This is a genomic window from Leptolyngbya sp. NIES-2104, from assembly GCF_001485215.1.
Classification (GTDB): Bacteria; Cyanobacteriota; Cyanobacteriia; order Leptolyngbyales; family Leptolyngbyaceae; genus Leptolyngbya.
Map to the genome: position 1 here is coordinate 4721041 of NZ_BBWW01000001.1, position 23535 is coordinate 4744575.

The 23535-nt window shown below is 47.9% G+C and carries 18 protein-coding genes; 11 read left to right on the forward strand and 7 right to left on the reverse strand.

Annotated features, from left to right (window positions below):
• Nucleotides 1–138 precede the first annotated feature (138 nt).
• From NIES2104_RS33575 to cax, 3 genes are all read right to left on the reverse strand, one after another.
• Nucleotides 139–285 carry a hypothetical protein gene (locus NIES2104_RS33575; protein WP_263971016.1) on the reverse strand — a complete coding sequence of 49 codons (147 nt, stop codon included), beginning with the start codon at nt 283–285 and terminating at the stop codon, nt 139–141.
• A 4-nt stretch (nt 286–289) separates the two neighbouring features.
• Complete coding sequence (locus tag NIES2104_RS33580; RefSeq protein WP_263971017.1) at nt 290–517, reverse strand: group 1 truncated hemoglobin; 228 nt, start codon at nt 515–517, stop codon at nt 290–292.
• 69 nt (nt 518–586) lie between these two features.
• Complete coding sequence (gene cax, locus NIES2104_RS22725; RefSeq protein WP_059000531.1) at nt 587–1690, reverse strand: calcium/proton exchanger; 1104 nt, start codon at nt 1688–1690, stop codon at nt 587–589.
• 438 nt (nt 1691–2128) lie between these two features.
• Here cax and NIES2104_RS22730 point away from each other — a divergent pair, with 438 nt between their 5' ends.
• Both NIES2104_RS22730 and NIES2104_RS22735 read left to right on the forward strand, forming a co-directional pair.
• A complete protein-coding gene (locus NIES2104_RS22730) occupies nt 2129–4633 on the forward strand; it encodes a DUF3536 domain-containing protein (RefSeq protein ID WP_072218119.1) in 2505 nt (834 codons plus the stop codon).
• A gap of 426 nt (nt 4634–5059) precedes the next feature.
• Complete coding sequence (locus NIES2104_RS22735; RefSeq protein ID WP_059000532.1) at nt 5060–5374, forward strand: helix-turn-helix domain-containing protein; 315 nt, start codon at nt 5060–5062, stop codon at nt 5372–5374.
• Nucleotides 5375–5447: 73 nt separating this feature from the next.
• Here the strand turns inward: NIES2104_RS22735 and NIES2104_RS22740 are convergent, their stop codons facing one another.
• Nucleotides 5448–6428 (reverse strand): endonuclease/exonuclease/phosphatase family protein, encoded by a 981-nt coding sequence (locus NIES2104_RS22740; protein WP_082690065.1) that lies wholly within the window; start codon nt 6426–6428, stop codon nt 5448–5450.
• A 583-nt stretch (nt 6429–7011) separates the two neighbouring features.
• On the opposite strand from NIES2104_RS22740, the gene psbA reads away from it, so the two are divergent.
• Nucleotides 7012–8094: a photosystem II q(b) protein gene (psbA, locus tag NIES2104_RS22745; protein WP_058999974.1), complete on the forward strand. Its 1083-nt coding sequence runs from the start codon at nt 7012–7014 to the stop codon at nt 8092–8094.
• A gap of 52 nt (nt 8095–8146) precedes the next feature.
• Here psbA and miaA read toward each other — a convergent pair whose 3' ends face one another.
• Nucleotides 8147–9091, reverse strand: coding sequence for a tRNA (adenosine(37)-N6)-dimethylallyltransferase MiaA (gene miaA / locus NIES2104_RS22750; RefSeq protein ID WP_059000534.1), 945 nt, complete (start codon nt 9089–9091; stop codon nt 8147–8149).
• 124 nt (nt 9092–9215) lie between these two features.
• On the opposite strand from miaA, the gene gyrB reads away from it, so the two are divergent.
• On the forward strand, nt 9216–11138 hold the full coding sequence (gene gyrB, locus NIES2104_RS22755) for a DNA topoisomerase (ATP-hydrolyzing) subunit B (protein WP_059000535.1): 1923 nt from the start codon (nt 9216–9218) through the stop codon (nt 11136–11138).
• A gap of 4 nt (nt 11139–11142) precedes the next feature.
• Nucleotides 11143–11769, forward strand: coding sequence for a Uma2 family endonuclease (locus NIES2104_RS22760; protein ID WP_059000536.1), 627 nt, complete (start codon nt 11143–11145; stop codon nt 11767–11769).
• On the opposite strand, the gene NIES2104_RS22765 is transcribed toward NIES2104_RS22760, so the two are convergent.
• Nucleotides 11763–12539, reverse strand: coding sequence for an RNA methyltransferase (locus tag NIES2104_RS22765; RefSeq protein WP_059000537.1), 777 nt, complete (start codon nt 12537–12539; stop codon nt 11763–11765). The two genes, NIES2104_RS22760 and NIES2104_RS22765, sit on opposite strands and share 7 nt — an antisense overlap.
• A gap of 83 nt (nt 12540–12622) precedes the next feature.
• On the opposite strand from NIES2104_RS22765, the gene NIES2104_RS22770 reads away from it, so the two are divergent.
• Nucleotides 12623–14218 (forward strand): ABC transporter substrate-binding protein, encoded by a 1596-nt coding sequence (locus tag NIES2104_RS22770; RefSeq protein ID WP_059000538.1) that lies wholly within the window; start codon nt 12623–12625, stop codon nt 14216–14218.
• A 245-nt stretch (nt 14219–14463) separates the two neighbouring features.
• Here NIES2104_RS22770 and NIES2104_RS22775 read toward each other — a convergent pair whose 3' ends face one another.
• Nucleotides 14464–17919, reverse strand: coding sequence for a HEAT repeat domain-containing protein (locus NIES2104_RS22775; RefSeq protein ID WP_059000539.1), 3456 nt, complete (start codon nt 17917–17919; stop codon nt 14464–14466).
• A 617-nt stretch (nt 17920–18536) separates the two neighbouring features.
• Here NIES2104_RS22775 and NIES2104_RS22780 point away from each other — a divergent pair.
• From NIES2104_RS22780 to NIES2104_RS22800, 5 genes are all read left to right on the forward strand, one after another.
• A complete protein-coding gene (locus NIES2104_RS22780; RefSeq protein WP_059000540.1) occupies nt 18537–18911 on the forward strand; it encodes a hypothetical protein in 375 nt (124 codons plus the stop codon).
• 195 nt (nt 18912–19106) lie between these two features.
• Nucleotides 19107–20231, forward strand: a complete 1125-nt coding sequence (gene wecB / locus NIES2104_RS22785) for a non-hydrolyzing UDP-N-acetylglucosamine 2-epimerase (protein WP_059000541.1) — start codon at nt 19107–19109, stop codon at nt 20229–20231.
• An 86-nt stretch (nt 20232–20317) separates the two neighbouring features.
• On the forward strand, nt 20318–21664 hold the full coding sequence (locus tag NIES2104_RS22790; RefSeq protein ID WP_059000542.1) for a 16S rRNA (cytosine(967)-C(5))-methyltransferase: 1347 nt from the start codon (nt 20318–20320) through the stop codon (nt 21662–21664).
• The gene (locus tag NIES2104_RS22795; RefSeq protein WP_059000543.1) at nt 21657–22070 is read left to right on the forward strand and encodes a TerB family tellurite resistance protein; all 414 of its coding nucleotides are present in this window, start codon (nt 21657–21659) and stop codon (nt 22068–22070) included. The genes NIES2104_RS22790 and NIES2104_RS22795 overlap by 8 nt, the downstream gene beginning before the upstream one ends.
• A 165-nt stretch (nt 22071–22235) precedes the next feature.
• A complete protein-coding gene (locus NIES2104_RS22800; RefSeq protein WP_059000544.1) occupies nt 22236–23525 on the forward strand; it encodes a dihydrolipoamide acetyltransferase family protein in 1290 nt (429 codons plus the stop codon).
• The last annotated feature ends 10 nt before the right edge of the window (nt 23526–23535 follow it).

Below are 23535 nucleotides of genomic sequence, written 5' to 3' on the forward strand. Positions count from 1 at the left end.
CGCATTGTCTTCACGTAGCTTTTACTACCGCTCCTGTTTCTAGTTTTCCGCGATTAATGGTTTTGATCCGGATCAGTACCGAGAATCTACCTACGCTTCAAGAATATTAAGCGGAGCAAGAAAATTTTTCAAACGTCACTATGCCAGTTCGTTCAGGACTTCTCGTTTAGTGGCATGAGAAGCCGCGATCGCGCCGACTTCCCCGATCAGTTCATCTGAAACACCAAGCGATTTTAGGGTTGCGACCAAGTTTTCAACCACTGCATCAAAATGAGCGCTACTCAATCCGCTATTTTCCACAAGATGCTGATGCCTCACGAAGCATTCTGCCGTCATATCCAGATGATCCCCCAAAAGCGTAGGTGAGAAATGCCTTCTGATGCTGTCGCTGTTTCTGCATATCGACACCCGTAAAGAAGTGACTGATGCGATCGTCGTCTAAAACTCGCTGATAAAACTGATCCACAGCAGCCTCGATCGCAGCTTTCCCACCGAGCTTTTCGTACAAAGTCGCCATACACTCTCCAAGTTTTCAACAAGAATAGATCGACTTGGGAGCGAATGCGGTGTTTTCAGAAACAGACATTTATGCCATTACAGGATGGAAATAAAAGGCAAGTCCGAGAACTAGATAAGCTGCGAGTAATAACGTTCCTTCAAGCCAATTCGATCGACCATCTGAGCTAATCGAATTTGTAATCAAGACCGCGACTGCAACCGCAACTAATTCAAATGGATTGAAATCGAGATCCATCGGCTGCCCAATAAACCAACCGACGATGACCAACACTGGAGCGACAAAGAGCGCGATTTGCAAACTTGATCCCACGGCAACCGAGAGTGACAAATCCATCTTGTCCTTCATTGCTACGGTTACAGCGGTCGCGTGTTCTGCGGCATTTCCAACGATCGGCAACAGAATTACTCCGGTAAACAGCGCTGTCAGTCCTAGTTTCTCAGTTGCAACTTCCAGACTATCGACGAGCAATTCTGATTCGATCGCAACAAAAATCGTACAGACCAGCAGCACGATCGACCACAGCGCAATATTTGGCTTCTTGCCGTCATGTGACAGATTCGCTTCTGCAAGTTCTTCGTTCCCACTCTCTAAGGTTCCCACGTCATACAAATACGTGTGAGTCTTCATCGAGAATAAAAGCGTGAGAGCGTAAACCGTAATCAGCACGATCGCGACTGCCACCGAGAGCGTTTGTAAAGTCTTCGAGTCAATTCCACTTGAAGTGATATTCACCGCTGTTGGTAACAAGAGCGCGATCACGGCAAGATTCATTGAGGACGCATTGACTCGTGCCACGATCGGCTGAAATTCCTGCTCTTTGTAGCGCAATCCGCCAAGCAGCATCGACAAGCCCATCACCAAAAGTAAATTACCAATGATTGAACCTGTAAGGCTGGCTTTTACGACATCCACAAAGCCCGCATTGAGGGCGACTAAAGCGATGATTAACTCCGTTGCATTGCCAAAGGTCGCATTCATCAAACCGCCTAATGTCGGACCGACTACCACGGCGATCTCTTCGGTTGCAGTGCCCATCCAGGCGGCGAGCGGTAAGATCGCCACAGCAGCCGTTCCAAAGACAACAAGCGCTCCCCATTCGAGGTAGTGAGCCGCGATCGACACCGGGATCATCACGAGTAATGCTGTAAAAACCGTATTCTTGACTGACATGCGCGTTTCGAGAGTGAGGGTTTCGTCCTCAATAGGATACTCACGATCGACGCATTTCGGCAGAGGAATTCCGGATCATTCATCACAAAAAATAAATTTTGGTGGCGCGATCGTAAACTCACATACAAAATTCTTAAGGGATTCTAAAAATCAGTTCAGAGTACGGTTCAATCGAAAGAGATGATTGCAGGACGGTGGATCGGAGCCATTCAATTCATCAATCTGCTTTCACATCAGCATTGTCACAATCTAGCTCTGGCGTGGATTCCACTGGACTCTGAGCTAAGTTGTGGTTTTTTCAGTCTTGTTATGGTGGGATTGCTCGTCTCAGCACGAAGCTGCCTCCGCTCTAGTCTTTTTCTGAGTTTGATACCGTCTGCTGACTCTGCGATTTGGAGATATCGCAGATGAGCATATTTTCAATGTGGAAATTAACCCATGACTTCACTTTCTGATACTTCCTCCCGTTTAGTGCCTGTCGATTTGAATGCTCATGATCCCGTTAGCGATCCCCTCAATACTGCGATCGGGGTTTACGTCACGGTTCACGGGCATTTCTATCAGCCACCCCGCGAAAATCCGTATTTAGATGCGATCGAGCGTCAACCGAGTGCTGCTCCGTTTCACAACTGGAATGAGCGGATTCATCACGAGTGTTATCGCCCGAATGCGTTCGCCAGAGTGCTAAACGATCAGGGTCAACTCTTGGGGATCGTTAATAATTTCGAGTATTTAAGCTTCAATATTGGTCCGACGTTGATGAGTTGGATTGAGCGGCACGATGTTGAGGTCTATCAGCGGATTGTGGAAGCCGATCGTAAAAGTTGCGATCGCTTAAACGGGCATGGAAACGCGATCGCGCAAGTTTACAATCACATCATCTTGCCGCTGGCGAATGAACGCGATAAACGAACGCAGATTCGCTGGGGAAAAGCGGATTTTCGATCGCATTTCGGACGTGATCCTGAAGGGATGTGGTTGGCTGAAACTGCTGTCGATTACCCCACAGTAAAGGTGTTGATCGAAGAGGGGATCAAGTTCATTGTGCTGGCTCCATCTCAAGCAGAACGGTGCAGAGAGCAGAATGATCCCCACTGGCAAGAAGTCGGCGGCGGACAGATTGATCCGACTCGTCCGTATCGTTGTTATTTGCGATCGAATGATCCCGACTCTCCGTATATTGATGTTTTCTTCTATGACGGTCCGATTTCTCGCGATATGGGATTCGATACGGCTCTGAGCAGTTCACACCATCTTGCTAGTCGATTAGGTCAAGCGGTTCGCGGGGATCATCGCCCGACTCAGTTAATTTCAGTTGCAACCGACGGGGAAACCTTCGGACATCATAAAGGAGGTACTGAGAAATGTTTGGCGTATGCGTTTACCAAAGAATTCTCTAACCGGGATTGGACGGTGACGAATTTCGCGCATTATCTCAGTTTGAATCCGCCGACTTGGGAAGTTGAATTGAAGCCTGTGACGGCTTGGAGTTGTTCGCATGGAGTCGATCGCTGGCAAGAAGATTGTGGATGTGGTGGGGGCGGTTTGTGGCATCAGAAATGGAGACGACCGCTCAGAGAAGCACTCGATTGGTTGCGGGATCAGTTGATTCGGGTGTACGAGGAAGAAGGGAAAAAGCGATTTAATGATCCCTGGCTGGCGCGGGATGAGTATGTCCAAGTGATTCGCGATCGCGCTTCTGTGCAAAAATTCCTCTCTCGCCATCAGTCGCACAAATTGAGTAATGTCGATCGCCTAGATGCGCTTCGTTTGCTCGAAATGCAGCGTCACGCACTCTTGATGTATACGAGTTGTGGCTGGTTTTTTGAAGAGCTTTCCCGACCAGAAGGAGTTCAGATTCTCCGGTACGCCTCACGCGCTTTAGAACTTGCTGGAGATGTATCAGGTATTCAGCTTGAGAAAAATTTCATCAAGCGACTGACATCGGCTCCGAGTAATGTCGATTGCTTCAAGAATGGCGCGGAAGTTTACCGGCAGTTGGTGATCCCCGCGCAAATCACTTTCGAGCAAGTTGCAGCACACTACGCGATTTCGTCTTTGTTTACTTCTTACTCACGGGAGCAGCGCGTTTATTGCTACACCGCGAATCAGTTAGATTATCAGATTCAGCGAATGGGATCGGTGACACTCGCGATCGGGCAACTCCAGCTAACGTCAGAAATCACCCGCGAAAGTCAGCATTTCGTCTTCGCGGTATTGCATCTGTGCGGTTGGGATTTCCACTGCTGCATTCAACCGTTTGCAGGGCGGCGGAGCTATACCCAAGTGAAAGAACAGCTTTTCGAGGCGTTGAATCATGGTAGTGCTGCCCAAACGATCCTAAAAATGAATCAAGTGTTTGGAGATGTTGCTTACAGCTTGCAAGACTTGTTTGCGGAAGAGCGGCATCGAATCATGCGGTTACTGAGTCAAGAGACTTTGACGCGGTTGGATCAGCTTTATACGCAGGTTTATCGCGATAACTATGGCGTGTTGATGGCATTTCACCGGGATGAATTGCCAGTGCCGCAAGAATTACAAGTCGCGGCTGAGATCGCATTAGGGCATCGATTGTTGTTGACGCTGCGATCGCTTGAACAAGATTCGGATGAGCCAGATGCGGTGATGATGCACTTGGGGCATTTGGACGCGATCGCAACTGAGGCGATTCATTTACGCTGTCATCTGCAACAGCCCGAAGCCCGCGAGATTTTACAGCGATTTATTGAGCGATCGCTGTGGGTGCTGTTTAACGAGAGTGAGATCGATGGGGCGGAGACTCAGATCCGCGTTCTAGAGCGGTTGATTGTCCTGAGTGGGCAGTTTGAATTGGGTGTTGCTCTATCGAAGAGTCAGGAACTGTTTCATCAGTGGTTAAATCGGTCGCCCTCTCTTACGCCTGCAATTCGAGGTTTGGCTGAGAAATTAGCGATCGTGATTTAGCGAGGTCTATCCGGGGCAGGGCTTTGCTTCGGATAATCAAAAATTGGTTCAAACTTTATTAGATAAGTCGCAATTCTTTGGTTTCCGTTCCTAATTAATGAGTTAAAATTTCTCCCAGATTTTGCCTGAATCTCTAGAAGAAGACCAGAGTTTATAATCTTGCGTTCATTCAAACGTGGTGGGATTTAGTAAGTTATCGACAGGTTAAGCAGTGGCTTCTCGCATCTGCCGATATCGCAATTATTAGCAATGCACTTTCAAAGAATCAACCCCTTGAAAGTGCTTTTTCGGACATAAATTTGGACAAAAATATCGTAATTTCGACCTTTTATTTTAGGACGCAATTCGAGTTCAATAACATTAGAAACGGGTGATTCTACCTAACGATTAGCGATCGCGCATTGTATTTGTTAGGGAGTGTGTTCCATGTCGAAAAGTATCAATTTATATCAGCAGGATGATTGGGGCAATCAACCTGTCGGACGACCAAAAACAATCAACGATGAGTATCTCGCTCGCCTCAAAGAACTGGTGAGCCAGAGTCCGAAACAGTTTGGCTATCCGTTCGATCGCTGGACAGCCCACTGGCTACGAAAACATTTGCTACAAGAAACCGGAGTTGCTATTAGCGATCGACATATCAATCGATTGCTAAAACAAATGGGCTTGTCTACTCGCGCCCGGATTCACATGAGCCGATTCGGCATCACGATCGACAATTTGAATTCGTCTCAAGGTTAATCTGTCCTGAATCCTCCGCGTCTGGAGGGTTCACCCGTTTGATTCTCGCTTCTAACACGCCTTACGGAATTGTTCAAGGCATTTTGAAACTTGCAACGACTGGGAGATGGTCAGAACCTCCATCCGATCCAACGAATGCTTGAATGGGCTGTAGGTCGCCTGTGTGCCAAATATAATCTAGTCGTTGAACCGGAAGCCAGGGAATGCTGCTATTTATTAACGTATGCCCAATTCCCTGACCGCGCTCTTGAAAACTATCTTTTAACACCTTTCGGAGTTCATGATAAGTTTCAGAACTGTCCGTCATATTGCAATCACACAACATCAGAGTTGGCAAGGTTTGTTCTGGAATGTACTTCTTCAAGAACTCTGTTTCTGCGGCTCTTTTTGTGTATCGATCGATAGTCTCCACAACTAATCGATCAAGCGGAATATTATTTGGCGTAAGATGCGTCACTAATACATTAATGTGCTGATTTCCAGCATAAATCGTTGCTTGTAATCCTCGCTCGATCGGTGGACTAGATAACGGTTTGACAGCTTCAAGCGGCAACCGACTAAACAATGCAACGGTATGAAAGCGATCGACCGGATGAATCGCATGATAGGGATAAATCGGCGAAATTGCTTTCAATAAATTAGGAAGTTCTTTCGGTTGTAGCTCTTGTATCCCAATAACATCCACATCCATCGCCCTTATCATCTGAGTAACTTTGGGATAGTCCTGATTGCTCCATAGAAGATTGAACGACATTACCCTAAGCAGGGTGTCTCTTCGTGCAACAGTTGGAAAGTTTAACCTTGGTGGGAACAGCCCAACGAAGAGCAAACAGCCCAACATCAGCCCGATCAACAAACGCTTCCTTCGACTCCAAAACGCCAGTGGTAGAAGAACAACGATCGGTAAAAATAGATAAGGCGCAAATGTATTGAGCAGTGCTAACCACCAGAAGCGATCAAAAAAGAGCGATCGCAAACTCAACCAGAGCAAAAGGCTACCCAGGTAACTCCAGCCCAATACACCAATTGCAGATCGAAAGAAAGCGAACATCATTGCTCCTCATGTGAGGCTGCGATCGTAAATTGCACACTATGCATCGGTCTAGAACGTTACCTTGTCTCTTTATCAATTTCTTAAGTTACGCTTTAAATCAGTAAAGTTCCGAACTGCAAGAACGGCTGCATCGCCTGAGAATTGCTCAGGAAATCATTGAGTAATTCAGGCAAACGAAATCAGTTTTCATAAAGTTCTGCAACGGTACGGATCAGATGAGAATCGACGGCGAAATGGATGTTGGGGAACATTTTCGCGATCGCGTCTCCCTCAAGATCTCGCCACGGCAATCTTTTCGACCCTATTAAGCCCAACCTCAGCCGCTCTCATTTCTGTCGCAACCTTAATTCAGCCCGAATTCACCGAAGCCCTGCACGCCCAAATCTTTCACGAGCTTTTCTCTCAATAGGCAAGGGAAAGGACTCGATCGAGCCGAAATTCGGTTATCGTTCTGACCTACACCTTTAGACGGAGAATCCTGAAATATTTGTTAACATGCTTTACAAATCGAAATCATCTCTGTAATATGTAAAGTGTGGTTAACACCACATTAATCATTCCTTCAAACAGTAATTATCCAACCATGACAACCACCTTACAGAGACGCGAAAGCGCCAACCTGTGGGCGCAGTTCTGCAACTGGGTCACCTCCACCGAAAACCGCCTGTACGTAGGCTGGTTCGGCGTGTTGATGATCCCCACCTTGCTCGCTGCCACCATCTGCTACATCGTTGCCTTCATCGCAGCACCCCCCGTGGACATCGACGGCATCCGCGAACCCGTTGCAGGTTCGTTGATGTTCGGTAACAACATCATCTCCGGTGCAGTCGTTCCTTCATCGAACGCAATTGGCTTGCACTTCTACCCGATCTGGGAAGCAGCATCACTCGACGAGTGGCTGTACAACGGTGGACCTTACCAACTGGTCGTGTTCCACTTCCTCATCGGAGTCTTCTGCTACATGGGACGTGAATGGGAACTCTCCTACCGTCTCGGCATGCGTCCTTGGATCTGCGTTGCTTACTCTGCCCCTGTTGCAGCCGCAACCGCAGTCTTCTTGATCTACCCGATCGGACAAGGCTCGTTCTCCGATGGTATGCCCCTCGGAATCTCTGGAACCTTCAACTTCATGTTGGTGTTCCAAGCAGAGCACAACATCTTGATGCACCCCTTCCACATGCTCGGCGTAGCAGGTGTATTCGGCGGCAGCTTGTTCAGTGCAATGCACGGTTCGTTGGTCACCTCCTCGTTGGTTCGTGAAACCACCGAAGCAGAAAGCCAAAACTACGGCTACAAGTTCGGACAAGAAGAAGAGACCTACAACATCGTTGCAGCACACGGCTATTTCGGTCGGTTGATCTTCCAATACGCATCGTTCAACAACTCACGCGCATTGCACTTCTTCTTGGGAGCATGGCCCGTGGTTGGTATCTGGATGACCGCCTTGGGTGTGTCCACGATGGCATTCAACCTGAACGGATTCAACTTCAACCAATCGATCATCGACTCGCAAGGTCGTGTGGTCAGCACCTGGTCTGACGTGATCAACCGTGCGAACTTGGGTATGGAAGTGATGCACGAGCGGAACGCTCACAACTTCCCGCTCGACTTGGCGGCAGGTGAAGCGGCACCGGTTGCACTGAGTGCACCTGCAATCCACGGCTAATTCTCAACAGAACTAGCACAAAGCCCTCCACGACTGGGGGGCTTTTTCGCGTTTAAATCGCTTTGTAGAACTCTTGAACCCGTAACCAGACTCGATCGACTAAATCAGCCGCATCCGAATCGAACCATTCAATCTCCGAAACTGCCCGAAACCAAGTTCGCTGGCGTTTCGCAAACTGTCGAGTATGTAGTACTGTTAACCGCTCCGCTTCAGATAGTGAAATTTCACTCCGCAAATACTGCCGCATCTCTGCATATCCCAACGTATTTAACAGCGGTAACGCTTCCCCGTACTTTTCACATAGCGTTTTGACTTCCTCGACAAATCCCATTTCGAGCATTTGTCCAGTCCGTTTCGCGATCCGTTGTTCTAAGCGATCGCTATCCAATGCAAGATACAAAATCGGAAAATTCGGCGGCTCTTCTCCTTGCTGCTCTGAAATCGGGCGACCTGTGACGTAAAAAACTTCTAAGGCTCTAAGCGTTCGCACCTGATCATTAGCGTGAATTCGACTCGCTGCGATCGCGTCCACTTGCCGCAGCATTTCATAAAGTGTTTTTTGTCCCAATTGTTCAAGCTGCGATCGCAATTCCTGTTGAGGTGCGACTCTCGGAATTTTCATGCCACGAGCGATCGCTTTAATATATAGCCCAGTTCCACCTACGAGAAACTGAACGCCACCACGATCGAGAACTTCCTGCACTCTCATCTGATAATCCGCCACCGTCAGTGTTTCAGTCGGATCGCAGATGTCGATTAAAAAATGCGGTATGCGATTTTGCTCTTGGAGGGTTGGTTTTGCCGTTCCGATGGTAAACTCTCGGTACACTTGACGCGAATCGGCGCTGAGGATGATCGAACTCATACGATCGGCAAGTTCGATCGCTAATCCAGATTTTCCTGTTGCCGTCGCGCCACCGATTATAATAAGTACAGATGTATTGTTAAAGATTTTTGGTTCATTCTGGAAATTTTGAGTCAAAATAGACCGATCCATCCTACTTTCAAAATTCATCCGAAATTGCTCTAAAACCCCTTATAAGCCATTTGTGCTATAATTTTGGTAGAAATTGCCTTTTGAAGTTTAGTTTCGCTTCCAATTGCCCTAAAGAACGCTTCCTATGACGACAAACTACGATGCCCAACAGATCCAAGTCCTTGAAGGTCTTGAAGCGGTGCGGAAACGCCCCGGTATGTATATCGGTAGTACCGGACCTCGCGGCTTGCATCACCTTGTATACGAAGTAGTCGATAACTCGGTTGATGAAGCACTGGCGGGCTACTGTAAAGCGATCGACATTTCGATCAATGCGGATGGCTCTGTCACGGTTACCGATGACGGGCGTGGTATTCCCACCGGAATCGTTGCCAAGACTGGAAAGTCCGGTCTCGAAACCGTGCTAACAATCTTACACGCTGGCGGGAAGTTCGGCGGCGGTGGCTACAAGGTTTCTGGCGGTCTTCACGGGGTTGGTATTTCGGTTGTAAACGCGCTTTCAGAATGGGTCGAAGTCACCGTCTGGCGCGATAAGCAAGTTCATCTGATGCGATTCGAGCGCGGTGTTCCGATCGGTGAATTGCAGGTGAAGCCCTATCCTCATGCGAGAACGGGAACCTCAGTCACATTTTTGCCGGACAACACGATTTTTACAGAAACGACGCAGTTCGATTACACGACGCTTTCTGGACGCTTGAGAGAATTGGCGTACCTGAATGGCGGCGTGAGAATTACATTTAGCGATCGTCGTCCTGATTTAGAGCGCGAAGAAACCTATTTCTACGAAGGCGGCATCCGCGAATACATTTCCTACATGAATCGCGAGAAGCAACCGCTCCATGAAGAAGTGATCTTTGTGCAGGGTGAGCGCAGCAATATTCAAGTTGAAGTTGCGCTGCAATGGTGTTCTGATGCGTATAACGACAATATCATTGGATTTGCGAACAATATTCGTACCGTTGACGGTGGAACGCACTTAGAAGGATTGAAAGCGGTTCTGACGCGGACGCTCAATACGATCGCTCGTAAGCGCAACAAGATTAAAGAAAACGAATCGAACCTTGCAGGTGAGAACATTCGGGAAGGCTTAACGGCTGTGATCTCGGTGAAAGTGCCTGATCCAGAATTTGAAGGTCAAACCAAGACGAAGCTTGGAAACACTGAAGTTCGCGGAATCGTTGATTCGCTTGTGGGTGAAGTGCTGACTGAATATCTCGAATTTCGTCCGAATGTTTCGGATGCGATTATCGAGAAAGCAGTTCAAGCGTTCAAAGCAGCAGAAGCCGCTCGCCATGCGCGGGAAATGGTTCGCCGGAAGTCAGTGTTAGAATCTTCGACGCTGCCTGGAAAATTGGCGGATTGTGCTTCTCGTGATCCGAGCGAATCGGAAATCTACATCGTGGAAGGTGATTCTGCGGGTGGGTCGGCGAAGCAAGGACGCGATCGCAGATTCCAAGCAATTCTTCCTCTACGCGGTAAGATTCTCAACATCGAGAAAACCGATGACGCGAAGATCTACAAAAACACTGAAATTCAAGCACTGATCACAGCACTGGGATTAGGAATCAAAGGCGAAGAATTTGATGTGTCTCAATTGCGCTATCACCGTATCATCATCATGACTGACGCGGACGTGGACGGAGCACACATTAGAACTTTGTTGCTGACCTTCTTCTATCGCTATCAGCGGATGATGGTTGACCAAGGCTATGTGTATATTGCTTGTCCTCCGTTGTACAAAGTAGAGCGCGGACGCAATCACTACTATTGTTACAGTGAGCGCGATTTGCAAGAACGCTTATCGACTTTCCCGGACAATGCCAGCTATCACATTCAGCGCTTCAAAGGGTTGGGTGAAATGATGCCTCAGCAGCTTTGGGATACCACGATGAATCCTGAAACTCGGACGCTCAAGCGAGTGGAAATCGAAGATGCTGCGGAAGCCGATCGCGTCTTTACGGTATTGATGGGCGATCGCGTTGCACCTCGTCGGGAATTCATCGAAACCTATGGCTCGAAGCTGAACCTGACTGACCTCGACATCTAAGCCTATGAGTGCAACTCTGATTCAAAGTCCCGATCGAGTCATCTTACGAAACATTAGCTGGCAGTCTTACCAGTCTCTTGTGCGTGACTTTGAGTCAGAGCCTTGTTTGCGTCTGACTTACGATCGTGGAACTTTAGAAATTCGGATGCCACTTGATCCACACGAATCCTTTAAGAAATTGCTGGGACGATTGATCGAGGCAGCGACCGAAGAACTTGATCTAGAGATTCGCAGTCTGGGATCTCGGACGTGCGATCGCGAAGATTTATCCAAAGGATTAGAGCCGGATCAGTGCTATTACATTCAAAACGAAGCACAGGTTCGCGGTGTTGCTCAAATTAATTTAGGGCACTTTCCGCCGCCTGATTTAGCGGTTGAAGTGGACATTACTTCGAGTTCACTCAATCGCTTCTCGATTTATGCTGCTTTGAACGTGCCGGAAGTGTGGCGATTTGATGGGGAATCGTTGACGATTTACTCGTTGCAAGCAGGAGAATATCAGATTTGCGATCGCAGTCTTGCGTTACCGATTCTCACCGCAGCGGATGTGATGCGCTTTCTGGGACAGTATTCTAGTATTGGTGAGAATCGTTTGATTAAGCAGTTTCGGCAGTGGGTTCGTAATCACTGACCGCGCTGCCTTCGGGCTTCATAAAGCATTAGAGCAGTCGCGATCGCAACATTCAAAGATTCAACGCCTTCCGCTAACGGAATTGTCGCTTGGACATCCGCGAGGTTTAATAATTCGGGTGAAAGTCCGGCTCCTTCGTTTCCCATCAGAATTAAACTCGGTTGAGAAAAGTCGATTTCCCAATAGGTTTTTGTTGCTGTGGGAACGGTGGCGATGATTTGCATTCCTTGGGATTTCGCGATCGCAATCTCGCTTTTCAAACTAGACCGAATGGACATCGGTAAACGAAACCATTGACCCGCTGACGATCGTAAAACTTTCGGATTTTCGATATCCGCACAGTCTTCATTTAACCAAAGTCCTTCAACTCCAGCAGCAGCGGCAGTTCGGATAATCGTGCCTAGATTGCCAGGATCTTGAATCGTTTCGAGGACTAAACCGAGTTGAGAAAATTCGACTGGGCGAGTGTGAAAATGCTTGATCGTGGCAACAATTCCATCCGGTTCGACGGTGGTGGCGATCGCTTTTAGCACTTCTGGGCTAACGAGTTCCAATCGCTCGGATCGATCGGGCAATTGTTCAAACAAATTCTGATGCTGAGCTTGCCAAGATTCGGTGCAGCAGACCGTGAGAAAAGAGAGATCGATCGCTAAAGCTTCCTCAATTAAATGCGTTCCTTCGAGTAAGAAAACTTGTTGCTCCCGTCGTTCTTTGGTGCGGTGAAGCTTTCGGAGTTGTTTAATTAACGGGTTTTGCAGACTGGTTAACATCTTAGTTCTTGGCACTTAAACGAATTGTAGAGCGTCGCTGGATTCCTGCTACACTCAAAAAACTTAATTTTGGCGCTCTTGTAATGCTGAGAAAAATTTGGCGATCGCTGATCCTCTCTGTTCTCTGCTTGTCCGTTCTGATCGGTTGCACTCCATCTGAAACGGCAACCACCGAAACCGGACGAATTACGATCGGTACCACTGCCACGGTTAGCACACTCGATCCAGCCGATGCTTACAACACGTTTGCAGGCAACTTATTGTATAACTTAGGCGATCGACTTTATCGCTACAAACCGGGTACAGGTGAGTTAGAGCCACAATTAGCAACAGCATTACCTAAAGTGAATGCGGATCGGTTGACTTATACGATTCCATTGCGAAAGGGAGTTGTATTTCATGATGGTGAACCGTTTAATGCAAAAGCGATGGAGTTTTCGTTGAAGCGGTTTATTGAAAATGGTGGAGGACCTTCGTTTTTATTAGCAGATGTGATTGATTCAGTTTCTGCTGTCGGAGACGATCAATTAGTCATTAAGTTACAAAAACCGTTTGCTGGATTCCCTTCACTACTTGCATTTTCGGGCGCATGTGCAGTTTCTCCCAAAGCTTACAAAATTGGAGAGAAAGCTTTCGAGTCGAAAACGTTTGTTGGGACTGGACCTTACAAATTGGTGAAGTTTGGCAATGATTCGATCGTGTTCGATGCCAATGATCAGTATTGGGGTGGTAAACCTGCGAATCGGGGCGTGAATGTTCAGTTTTTCTCAAGTGCTGCAAATTTATTTAATGCGTTTCGGACAGGTGCGATCGATGTTGCAGGTCAAGGTCTTGCGATCGAACAAGTTCGTAATCTCAGAGAGAACGCAAGTGAGAATACTTGGAAGATGCTTGAGCGATCAGGAAGTGGAATCGATTATTTAAGCTTGAATGTGAAATCTCCGCCGCTCGATCGCCTTGAAGTGCGACAAGCGATCGCGGCAATGGTCGATCGTCCCATTCTCGAAAGTCGGATTTTTCGGGGGCAGGTTGAGCCTTTATACAGCTTGCTTCCAAATAGTTTGCGTGAACAGAAACCTGTGTTTAAGGAATTGGGCGATCGCAATATCGATAAAGCTCGAAAGCTATTAACCAAAGCGGGCTATTCTGAATCGAAGCCGCTGCAAGTTGAACTGTGGTATCGATCGAACGTTTCGAGTGATGGACTGGCAGCGACGACTTTAAGAGCGATCGTGCAAAAGTATCTTGGTAATTTGATGCAAGTTCAACTTAATAGCGTTGAATCGGTGACAGCAAACGCGAATGTAGAGAGTGGTGCATATCCGATCTTTTTGTGGGATTGGTCGCCGGATTTTCTCGATGCAGATAACTATATTCAGCCGTTTATGGAATGTGCTAAAGGGTCAGCACAGAAAGGCTGTGAGAAAGGATCAACCGTGGTGCAAGGGTCGTTTTATTACAACGATCGAGTGAATGAATTAATCGATCGAAGTCGCAAAGAACAGAATCCGGAAGCTCGGAAGCGGCTATTTGAAGAGCTACAAACGATTTTGGTGAATGAGGTGCCATTCATTCCGCTGTGGCAAAACAAAGATGTTTTATTTGTGCAGAAGAACATTCAAAATGCGACTTTGGAAGTGACGCAGAAGGTTCCATTTGCAACGATGAAGAAGGTTTAAAGATGTTTGAGCAATCTTCGTTCGTTGCTACATCCCGCCCTGAAATGAATTTCGGGCTAATCGACGAAAGTCCATTAGAAATGGACTAAGAATCTGAAACTCTCTTAGTCTACTTCAGTAGACTTTCCACTATTAGCCCGAAATTCATTTCAGGGCGGGATGCAAACGAGAGCGAAGGGACTGTTTATATCTTTGAGGCAGCCTCGTAGTGACATTACTAGATTGAGTGTCCGCCTCAATCAAAGCTAATTTCGATCGCTCATTTGATGCAATTCACCCATTGCCGCTACGATCGTTTCCGCTTCTCCACTAATCCGCCATAAAGTGCGACTCGCTTCCTTACTCACTAGCTCATATTCACCCCGAAACGCCTCGATTAGTGCTGGAATCGCTGATTTTGCTTCATGACCAATACAGCCAAGTGCATAAGCCGCCACCCATCGAACTTGCCAATCTTCATCCTTCAGTGCAGCGATCAGTGCTGGAATCGCAGGTTTTGCGGCTGAATTAAAACTTGCTAACACCCAAGCTGCACTGCTACGAACATAAGGCGCTTTTGCATCTAAAGCGCTCACTAAAGCAGGAATCGAACTCACACCCAATTTTCCAAGGGTTGCGATCGCTTCACTGCTGACTCGTCGATCGTCATCCCGCAACCGTTCGACCAGTGCTGGAATTGCCGTCCGCGCTTCAGGACCGATATGCCCGATCGCTCTTGCGACTTCCCGCCGAATGCACCAATCGCGATCTTGAAATTCCCGCACTAAAGCAGGCAACACATCTTTAGAAGCAGACCCTAGTTCGCCCAGTTCTCGAATCGCTTCTACGCGAGCGATCGTATCTCCAGCGGAAAGCATCGGAGTGAGTCGTCTCAGGCGTTGATCAACCTGCGATTTGCGTAAGACTTCTGCACTCAGTCCAACTCGCTGCCCTAATTGTTCCATTACAAAGTCGGGCACATCTATCTCAGTACTACGAGTCAGACAACAATCACGCATGGCTAAGAGAAAGCCTTGAATCGTGTCAGGTGAACCGGGCATCGCGTCTGCTTGCATTAACCACTGACTCCACAATGCTCGATCGCTTTGATATTGTTCAACTAAATGCAGCGCTGCCAAACATTCTGCAAGTGGATCGAGCGCGAAACAGATTTGATCTTGAGCCGGACCGATCGCTTGAACAATCCGCAATCGCTTTTCTAAATGTTTTAGTCTAGCTTTAACGGTTTCCTCATCAGCTTCAGTTTGAGATTGTAGTGCATTTAGAATCGCTTCTCGTTTTGTAGGAGCGGGACGGTAATAGTGTTTCAGACATTCCCAAGCAATAATCTTGGTATCTTCGTGAACGGTTAAATTGTCTGGTTCATCTTCTGCGGTGTCGCGATTTAACTCATTGAGATAGCTCAACATTAAGTCTGGAATGTTATCCGGCAAAATGCCTTCACTACCTTCTTTCTTCGCGATCATCTGCTCAGCGTAGAGCTTTGCTAAGAGAACGGTGATGTTTCGCTGTCCGACCATTCTCGATAGCTGTCCGCAGGCATCAAAATATTCTGGATCGGTGAACAGTTCTCGCTTGTGTCGTTGATTGAGATAAGCTTCGAGAAATGACGATAAGCGATTCCCTTCAATTCGGAGCGGTTTTACAGTCGTTTTGGGAACTTCGTCTAGCGTTTCTTCCACTCGCGAAGTCACGATCAGCGCATTAGCGGGAAAATCTGGGTGTCCGGGACGAATTTCTTGACGCGTTTCTTCGCTTAGTTCAGATAAGCGATCGACAATTACTAAAATCCGTCGCTGCCTCAAAAGCTTTTCGAGAAACTCATCGGTAATCGGCTCTGCCGCATCGATTAGAGCTTGCAACTGTCCGCGAATGGCTTCCCGAAATGGACTCTTTTCTCCTGGCAGCTTGAAGTCTAATTCTTGCTCGATCAACACAGGTAACATGCGATGACGACTTAACCGCTCGAATTTGCTATCAGACATTGCCCATTTTGCTAACTGACAGGCGAGACTCGTTTTACCGATACCGCCTTCGCCCCAGATTAGTAAGCATTGCCGCCCATCCCAGAATGTCATGTGCAAATCATAGCTACAGAGTTCTGCGATCGCAGTTCCATCCATCACCACCGGAATCGGAATGTAGACTTTACGATCGCTGACCGTATTCTTATGCGCGAATGCTTCTCGTGCAACTTCAATTTGCTTTTTCACCCAAGAATCTAACACGCGAGGATGATAGTGAAGCCAACCAATAAACAACACAAAGCGCAACGGAATTTTGATACTTCCTCCTAAAGGGCTGGGAATTTCAAAATCTGTATAAGGTTGCAGTGCGTTATTGAGTTTGAGTAACCAGAGCGGACGAATAAGCAATACTATCAACCATAGAGATGGCATCGATAATATATACAGACCGATTAATGCGATCGCAGGATTCGCCTGTGACCACTCTAGAACCCGCTCAAACAGACGGGAATCCTTTTCGTTTCTCAACGATTTGACCGCTCGACGAACCATATCCGTCACATCTTCGTTAAATCGAGCGCTTGGATCTTCTAACGTCGTTAAAGCCATTTCCAAAGCTCCGAAAGCGGTCACTAAATCGGTCGCTGATAACTTTGCCGCTTTATCCTGCAACACGCCTGCCAGTCGAGAAATTGATGCTGCCGCGTTCGTTCGTACACCCGCGTTTTCATCTTTTAGTCCATTGACTAAATCGGGTAACGCCGATCGCGCTTCGAGTCCAATTCGACCGAGTGCAATCGTCGCCTGCGATCGCACATCTTTATCTGGATCTTTTAACGCTTGAGTGAGTTCGGGCACCGCTAATTTTGCATCGGCTCCGATGCGACCGAGTGCGACTGCCGCCCAAGACCGAGTATTGCGATCGGGATGCTGCAATGCCTGTCTGAGTTGCGGAACGGCTGCGATCGCTTCTTTCTCAAAGCTTCCGAGTGTGGATGCCGTTTTCACCCGAATTTCTAAATCTGGATCGCTGAGCAATTTTGCTAAGAGCGGAACGGCTGATTTGGCTTCTACTCCTAACTTTCCAAGCGTCACGATCGCGGCGAGTCGCACGTCTCGTTCTGGTGCATTTAACGCATCGGTCAACGGTGACACCGCTAGTTTTGCCTCGGTTCCGATTGCCCCGATCGCATTAATCGCTTTCACTTGCACAGTTCGATTCGGATCAGTCAATCGATTGATTAGCTCTGGAACTACATCTTTTGCCGCACTGCCAAAATTCCCCAAAGCTTGAACGGCTCCGATTCGGATATCGGCATCTTTATCACGCAGCACGCTTACCAACGGCGGAATGGCTTCTTTTCCAGGCTCTTCGATTTTTGATAACGCCGCCAGAGTCGCTAAGCGAACTTCCTTAGAAGGACTCTCGATCGCTTCCATCAACACCGGAGTTGCAGTCCGGGCGTTTAGTTCACCCAGTGCCCAGATTGCAAATACTCTCGATCGCTGTGGTTCTTTTGAATTCTTCGCAAGACTGACTAAATTATCGATCGCAGGTTTGCCGAGCTTTCTAAGAGCCGCGATCGCCGATTGAGACTGTTCTGTCGCTGCTAATTTGCGAATTTCTGCGGGGCTGGTTTGGGCAGAAACTGCGATCGGACTGAAAGCAACGGTCAAACAAAGTAACGTAACCTGGCTGGCAAATGAGAACAGTTGACGGGTGCGCGATGCCATAGAAAAAGCCTGCAAACGAACTTAATCGATTGCAGGGCTGCAATTCGGATTTGGATGCGAGTGAACTTTACAGAAAAGCTCTCCGTAAAATTCCAGTTCTTCAAACACGATGCAACCCTGACTCCGTAATAGTTCCCAGAGCGATCGACCAAATAACGTTCTCTAGGGCGTGTTTTAAGAGGGGTTCACTTCGTTATCCTCCCGCCCTGAAATAGAATTTCGGGCTAATCGACGAAAGTCCATTTCAATGGACTAAGAGCATTGAAATGGGTTCGGAGTCTACTTTTAGTAGACTTTCGCTCATTAGCCCGAAATTCATTTCAGGGCGAGACAGAATCGGAGCGAAAAAGTTTTAAAGCGCCCCTAACCTGACGCTTCGCGCTCTTCGATCGAATTTCACTTTCGTTAAGTATTTATTCTTAATGCTGAGCCTTTCTGGGGTTCAGTGATTTCACTCAATCGTTTGCATAGATTAATTCAGAGTTTAAACTTTCTTTAATTTGTATTCACCTTTTCTAATCATTTCCCTATACTGATTTGCATGAGAGCGGCAACTGAACCGCCAGCGAACAAGTTTTCGTACTACCAAATAAACCTTATTTACTAGGAGTAAAGTGATGACCTTGGCAAACAGTCAAAGCCTGGAAAATTCTGCTATCTTGTTTAACCTCAAAAGCTTCTCTGTTTGGGTTTTTACGCTGACTGTCTGCATGATTGTGGTCGGATTTCCAATGTTTATTTTGGTGGTTTCGCTTAGTGCTTTAGCAGCATTTGTTCTCGATGCGATTCTGCCGTTTAGTTCGATTCTGTTTGTCTCCGCTCTGGTCATTGGGGTTCATGCGTTCGGCATTATGTTTGCCTCGGCTTGGCTAACCTCCAAAGGCATTCATCCTCAAGAAGTTGAAATGTTCCGCTGGTTAAACGGTAAGGAAAATCCTTTACATACTTCTGTGTATGCGTCCTGCCCGCTGACCTGCGAAATCGCTGAATAAGCGAACTGTCATTCGGTGAACTGGTCTGACTCCCCCGGCTTCGGTCGGGCTTTTTTATGAGAAACAACTTTACATTTCTTAATTCTATTTCGATGCCGAATCCCGAATGATGGGGGTGGCACGATCGAGCAATGCTCCGGATTTTTACGGGCAAAATAGAAAAATTGATCGTTCCTTGTTGTTGGGTGAGTTCTGATGCTTAAGTTGCCGATTCCAGTTTGTCTGATTGTGGGAACGCGTCCCGAAGCGATTAAGATGGCTCCGGTGATTCAGGCGTTTGCACGATCGCCCCTGTTCGAGACGCAAGTTGTGCTCACCGGTCAGCACCGCGAAATGGTCGATCAAGTGATGCAACTGTTCGATCTATCAGCACAGCATGATCTCGCGATTATGCAACCGAAGCAGACCCTGACCGATATTACCTGCTGGGCATTGCGCGGATTGGAGGAACTGTTTCAAACGATCCAGCCCAAAATGGTCTTGGTGCAGGGAGATACAACGACTGCTTTTGCTGCGGCGCTGGCTGCGTTTTATCAGAAAATTCTGGTGGGTCATGTGGAAGCGGGATTGCGAACCGAGAATGTTTTCAATCCGTATCCTGAAGAGGCAAATCGAAGATTGGTTTCGCAAATTACACAGCTTCACTTCGCGCCGACAGCGTTATCAGTTGAGAATTTAAAGCGATCGAACGTTTTGGGCGAGATTCATCAAACCGGAAATACAGTGATCGATGCGCTGCTGGCGGTTGCCGATCGCAATCCTCCCTGTGATATCCCCGGTTTAGATTGGTCGAAGTACCGGACGATTTTGGCAACGGTGCATCGTCGAGAAAACTGGGGGCAACCGCTAGAAGATATTGCCCAAGGATTTCTCAAAGTCCTGAATCAGTTTGAAGATACGGCTTTGCTGCTTCCGCTTCATCGCAATCCGACGGTTCGCGAACCATTGACCGCAATTTTGGGCAATCATCCGCGAGTCTTTCTCACTGAACCATTGGATTATACCGATCTCGTTGGCGCGATGAAACGATCGTATTTATTGCTGACCGATTCGGGAGGCATCCAAGAAGAAGCACCGAGTTTGGGTAAACCTGTCTTGGTGCTGCGGGAAACGACGGAGCGCCCTGAAGCAGTGATGGCGGGAACAGCGAAATTAATCGGGACGGATTCGGACAATATCTTGAAAGAGGCGGGCGAACTATTGAGTAGTTCGATCGCCTATCAAACAATGGCAAATGCGGTCAGTCCGTTTGGGGATGGATTGGCTTCGGAACGCATTGTGCAAATCGTGGAACGCTATTTGTCTGAGCGTTTAAGCTAACGCGAATTCGATGAATGTCTTCGCCGCCAAAAGACCGATCGAATTCGCGTTATTCTGGATAAGCCCTTTCGCCTCTTTGTCGATCGTTGTCCCCGAATCCCCGCCAACTTGCATTTACCGCGCTCCGATCGATTCACAAAGGAGCGTTTGCCGATGTTGCCGTTGATCAAGCGTTGCAGCAGGCTGAGATGTCATTGCTCGATCGACGTTTATTCACCGAACTCGTTTACGGCACGATTCGCCGCCAAAGAACGTTAGATGCGCTGATTGATCAATTCGCCAGAAAGAACAATCAACCGCCCGATCTCCGTTTGATTCTGCAATTGGGACTGTACCAACTGCGCTACCTTGATCAAATTCCCGAATCGGCAGCCGTTGATACCAGTGTAGAACTGGCAAAGCGAAACAAGCTAAGTGGACTAATGGGCGTTGTGAATGGGTTGCTGCGGCAGTATTTGAGAACGCAAACAATTCTGAAAGCTGATCCGCTGGAATTACCGGAACATTCGGGCACCTGTAGCGGAGCGATCGCACGTCTCGGCATCTTACACAGCTATCCGGATTGGATTGTTCAAACTTGGTGTGACCAGTTTGGAATTGCAGAAACCGAAAAGCTCTGTGAATGGATGAATCGTCCACCGCAGATTGATTTGAGAGTGAATACGCTGAAGACGAACATCGATCAAGTCGAAGCAGCCATGAGAGCTAAGAACATTCATGTCGATCGTATTCCAAACGTTCCTAATGCCCTTCGATTGCCTCCGAGCACAGGCGCAATTCAGAACCTACCCGGCTATACCGAAGGCTGGTGGATTGTGCAAGATAGCAGCGCTCAGTTAGTCGGTCACTTGGTCGATCCACAACCTGAAGAAATTGTGGCAGATGCGTGTGCGGCTCCAGGTGGAAAAACCTTGCATTTAGCAGAATTGATGCACGATCGCGGTACGGTATGGGCGATCGATAAAACAGCCTCCCGCCTCAAAAAACTCCAGCAAAATGTCGATCGCTTAGCGTTAACCTCAATTCACACATTGACCTGTGATAGCCGCGATGTGCCGCAATTGAAAGAACAGTGCGATCGCGTTTTAGTCGATGCCCCTTGCTCTGGACTTGGAACCTTAAATCGTCATGCCGATGCTCGCTGGCGACAGACTCCACAAAGTGCAGCAGGACTCGCACAACTCCAGCAAGAAATTCTCACCGAAGCGGCAACTTGGGTTAAACCTCAAGGCGTATTAGTTTACTCAACTTGTACCTTGAATTCGATCGAAAATGAATCGGTTGTGAAACAGTTTTTAGCTCAACACCCAGACTGGTCAATTGAAGTCCCGAATCAATTTTCAGCCCTGACCACTTCAGAAGGTTGGATCAAAGTTCTGCCCCACTGCCACAATATGGACGGATTCTTTATGGTCAGACTAAAACATGGATGAAACAAAAACACTGGTGAAAATCCTAATCGGAGTCGCATGGCTCGATGGCAGAATTCAGCCTGAAGAGCGATCGTATCTTCAGCGGATTGCGAAAGAAAAAGGGGTAGAGAGCGATCGCGAAATTCAGCCGATTCTCTACGAACTGCGATCGGTGAAATCCGAAGAATGCTATCAGTGGGTGCAAGAATACTTAGGCGATGCTCCCACTTCTGAGCGCTGTCATCAATTGATTGAAGAGATCAGCGGATTAATTTATCTCGATGGCTCGATCGATAGCGAAGAAGCAAAACTCTTAACTCGACTGCAAATTCTCGAATCTGAACCCGCTCCAAATTTGCATACGAAAGTCGTAGATGCGATTCGCAAACTTTACCAGCAAGGACTCGCAAAAATTGAAAAGCTTTGAACGTGTGAGAACAGCAGGTACTTTTTCTTGCGATCGGAGGTTTCAAATCCCCACGAGGATTTAAGCAGGCAGTGTGGGTCAGTTCATCGGTTTTCAGACCAATATTCGATACAATCTGATCTGCACTGCTTGTGTTTAGATCTAGACCCATTCTGATTAACCGCCATGATCCATGAAATTTTCATGCCCGCTCTCAGTTCCACGATGACCGAAGGAAAAATCGTGTCCTGGACTAAATCACCGGGCGACAAAGTTGAAAAAGGCGAAACCGTCGTGGTGGTGGAATCGGACAAAGCCGACATGGATGTCGAATCGTTCTACGAAGGCTATCTCGCCACGATCGTGACTCAAGCGGGCGAATCCGCTCCCGTCGGAGCCGCGATCGCGCTTCTGGCAGAAACCGAAGCCGAAATCGAACTCGCCAAACAGCAAGCCACCTCAACTGCTGCCCCCGCTGATTCACCCGCTGCGCCCGCTGCCGCTCCTGAACCTGTTGCCGTTGCCGCTTCGACCAATGGCAGTAGTGCTGCTGCAAAAAATGGTCGAACCGTGGCTTCTCCTCGCGCTCGTAAACTCGCAAAAGATCTGAAAGTCAATCTTGAAACCCTAGTGGGTACAGGTCCTCACGGTCGCATCGTGGCAGAAGATGTCGAAACGGCGGCTGGAAAAACCGTGACGAAGCCTGCGGTTCCTGCCGCACCGACTCCGGTTCCTGCTGTTCCTGCTCGCGTTGCCGCCGTTGCACCGACTCCCAGACCTGCCGCACCCGCGCCCACGCAGCCCGGTCAGATTCAACCGATGAATACGCTCCAAACAGCGGTTGTACGGAACATGATGGCAAGTCTCGATGTTCCTGTGTTCCGAGTCGGTTATACGATTACAACTGATGCGCTGGACAAACTCTACAAGCAGGTGAAATCAAAAGGAGTCACGATGACTGCACTCCTCGCGAAAGCAGTTGCGGTAACGTTGAAAAAACATCCATTACTGTATTCAAGCTATGTTGAAAATGGCATTCACTTTAATGCTGGAATCAATGTTGCGGTTGCTGTTGCGATGGAAGATGGAGGACTGATCACGCCTGTATTGAAAAATGCAGAGCAGCAAGATCTCTATTCGCTGTCTCGTAGCTGGAAAGATTTAGTCGATCGAGCACGTTCTAAACAACTCCAACCCGACGAGTACAGTTCTGGAACCTTTACGCTCTCGAATCTAGGAATGTTCGGAGTTGATACGTTTGACGCGATTTTGCCACCGGGACAGGGATCAATTTTAGCGATCGGGGCTTCTCGTGCGAATGTCGTCGCGACCGATGACGGAATGCTAGGCGTTCGTCGTCAAATGCAGGTGAATATCACTTGCGATCACCGGATTATTTATGGTGCAGATGCGGCTGCATTTTTACGGGATCTAGCGAAATTGATTGAAACGGATGCTCAATCGTTGACCCTATAGAAAATCGAGT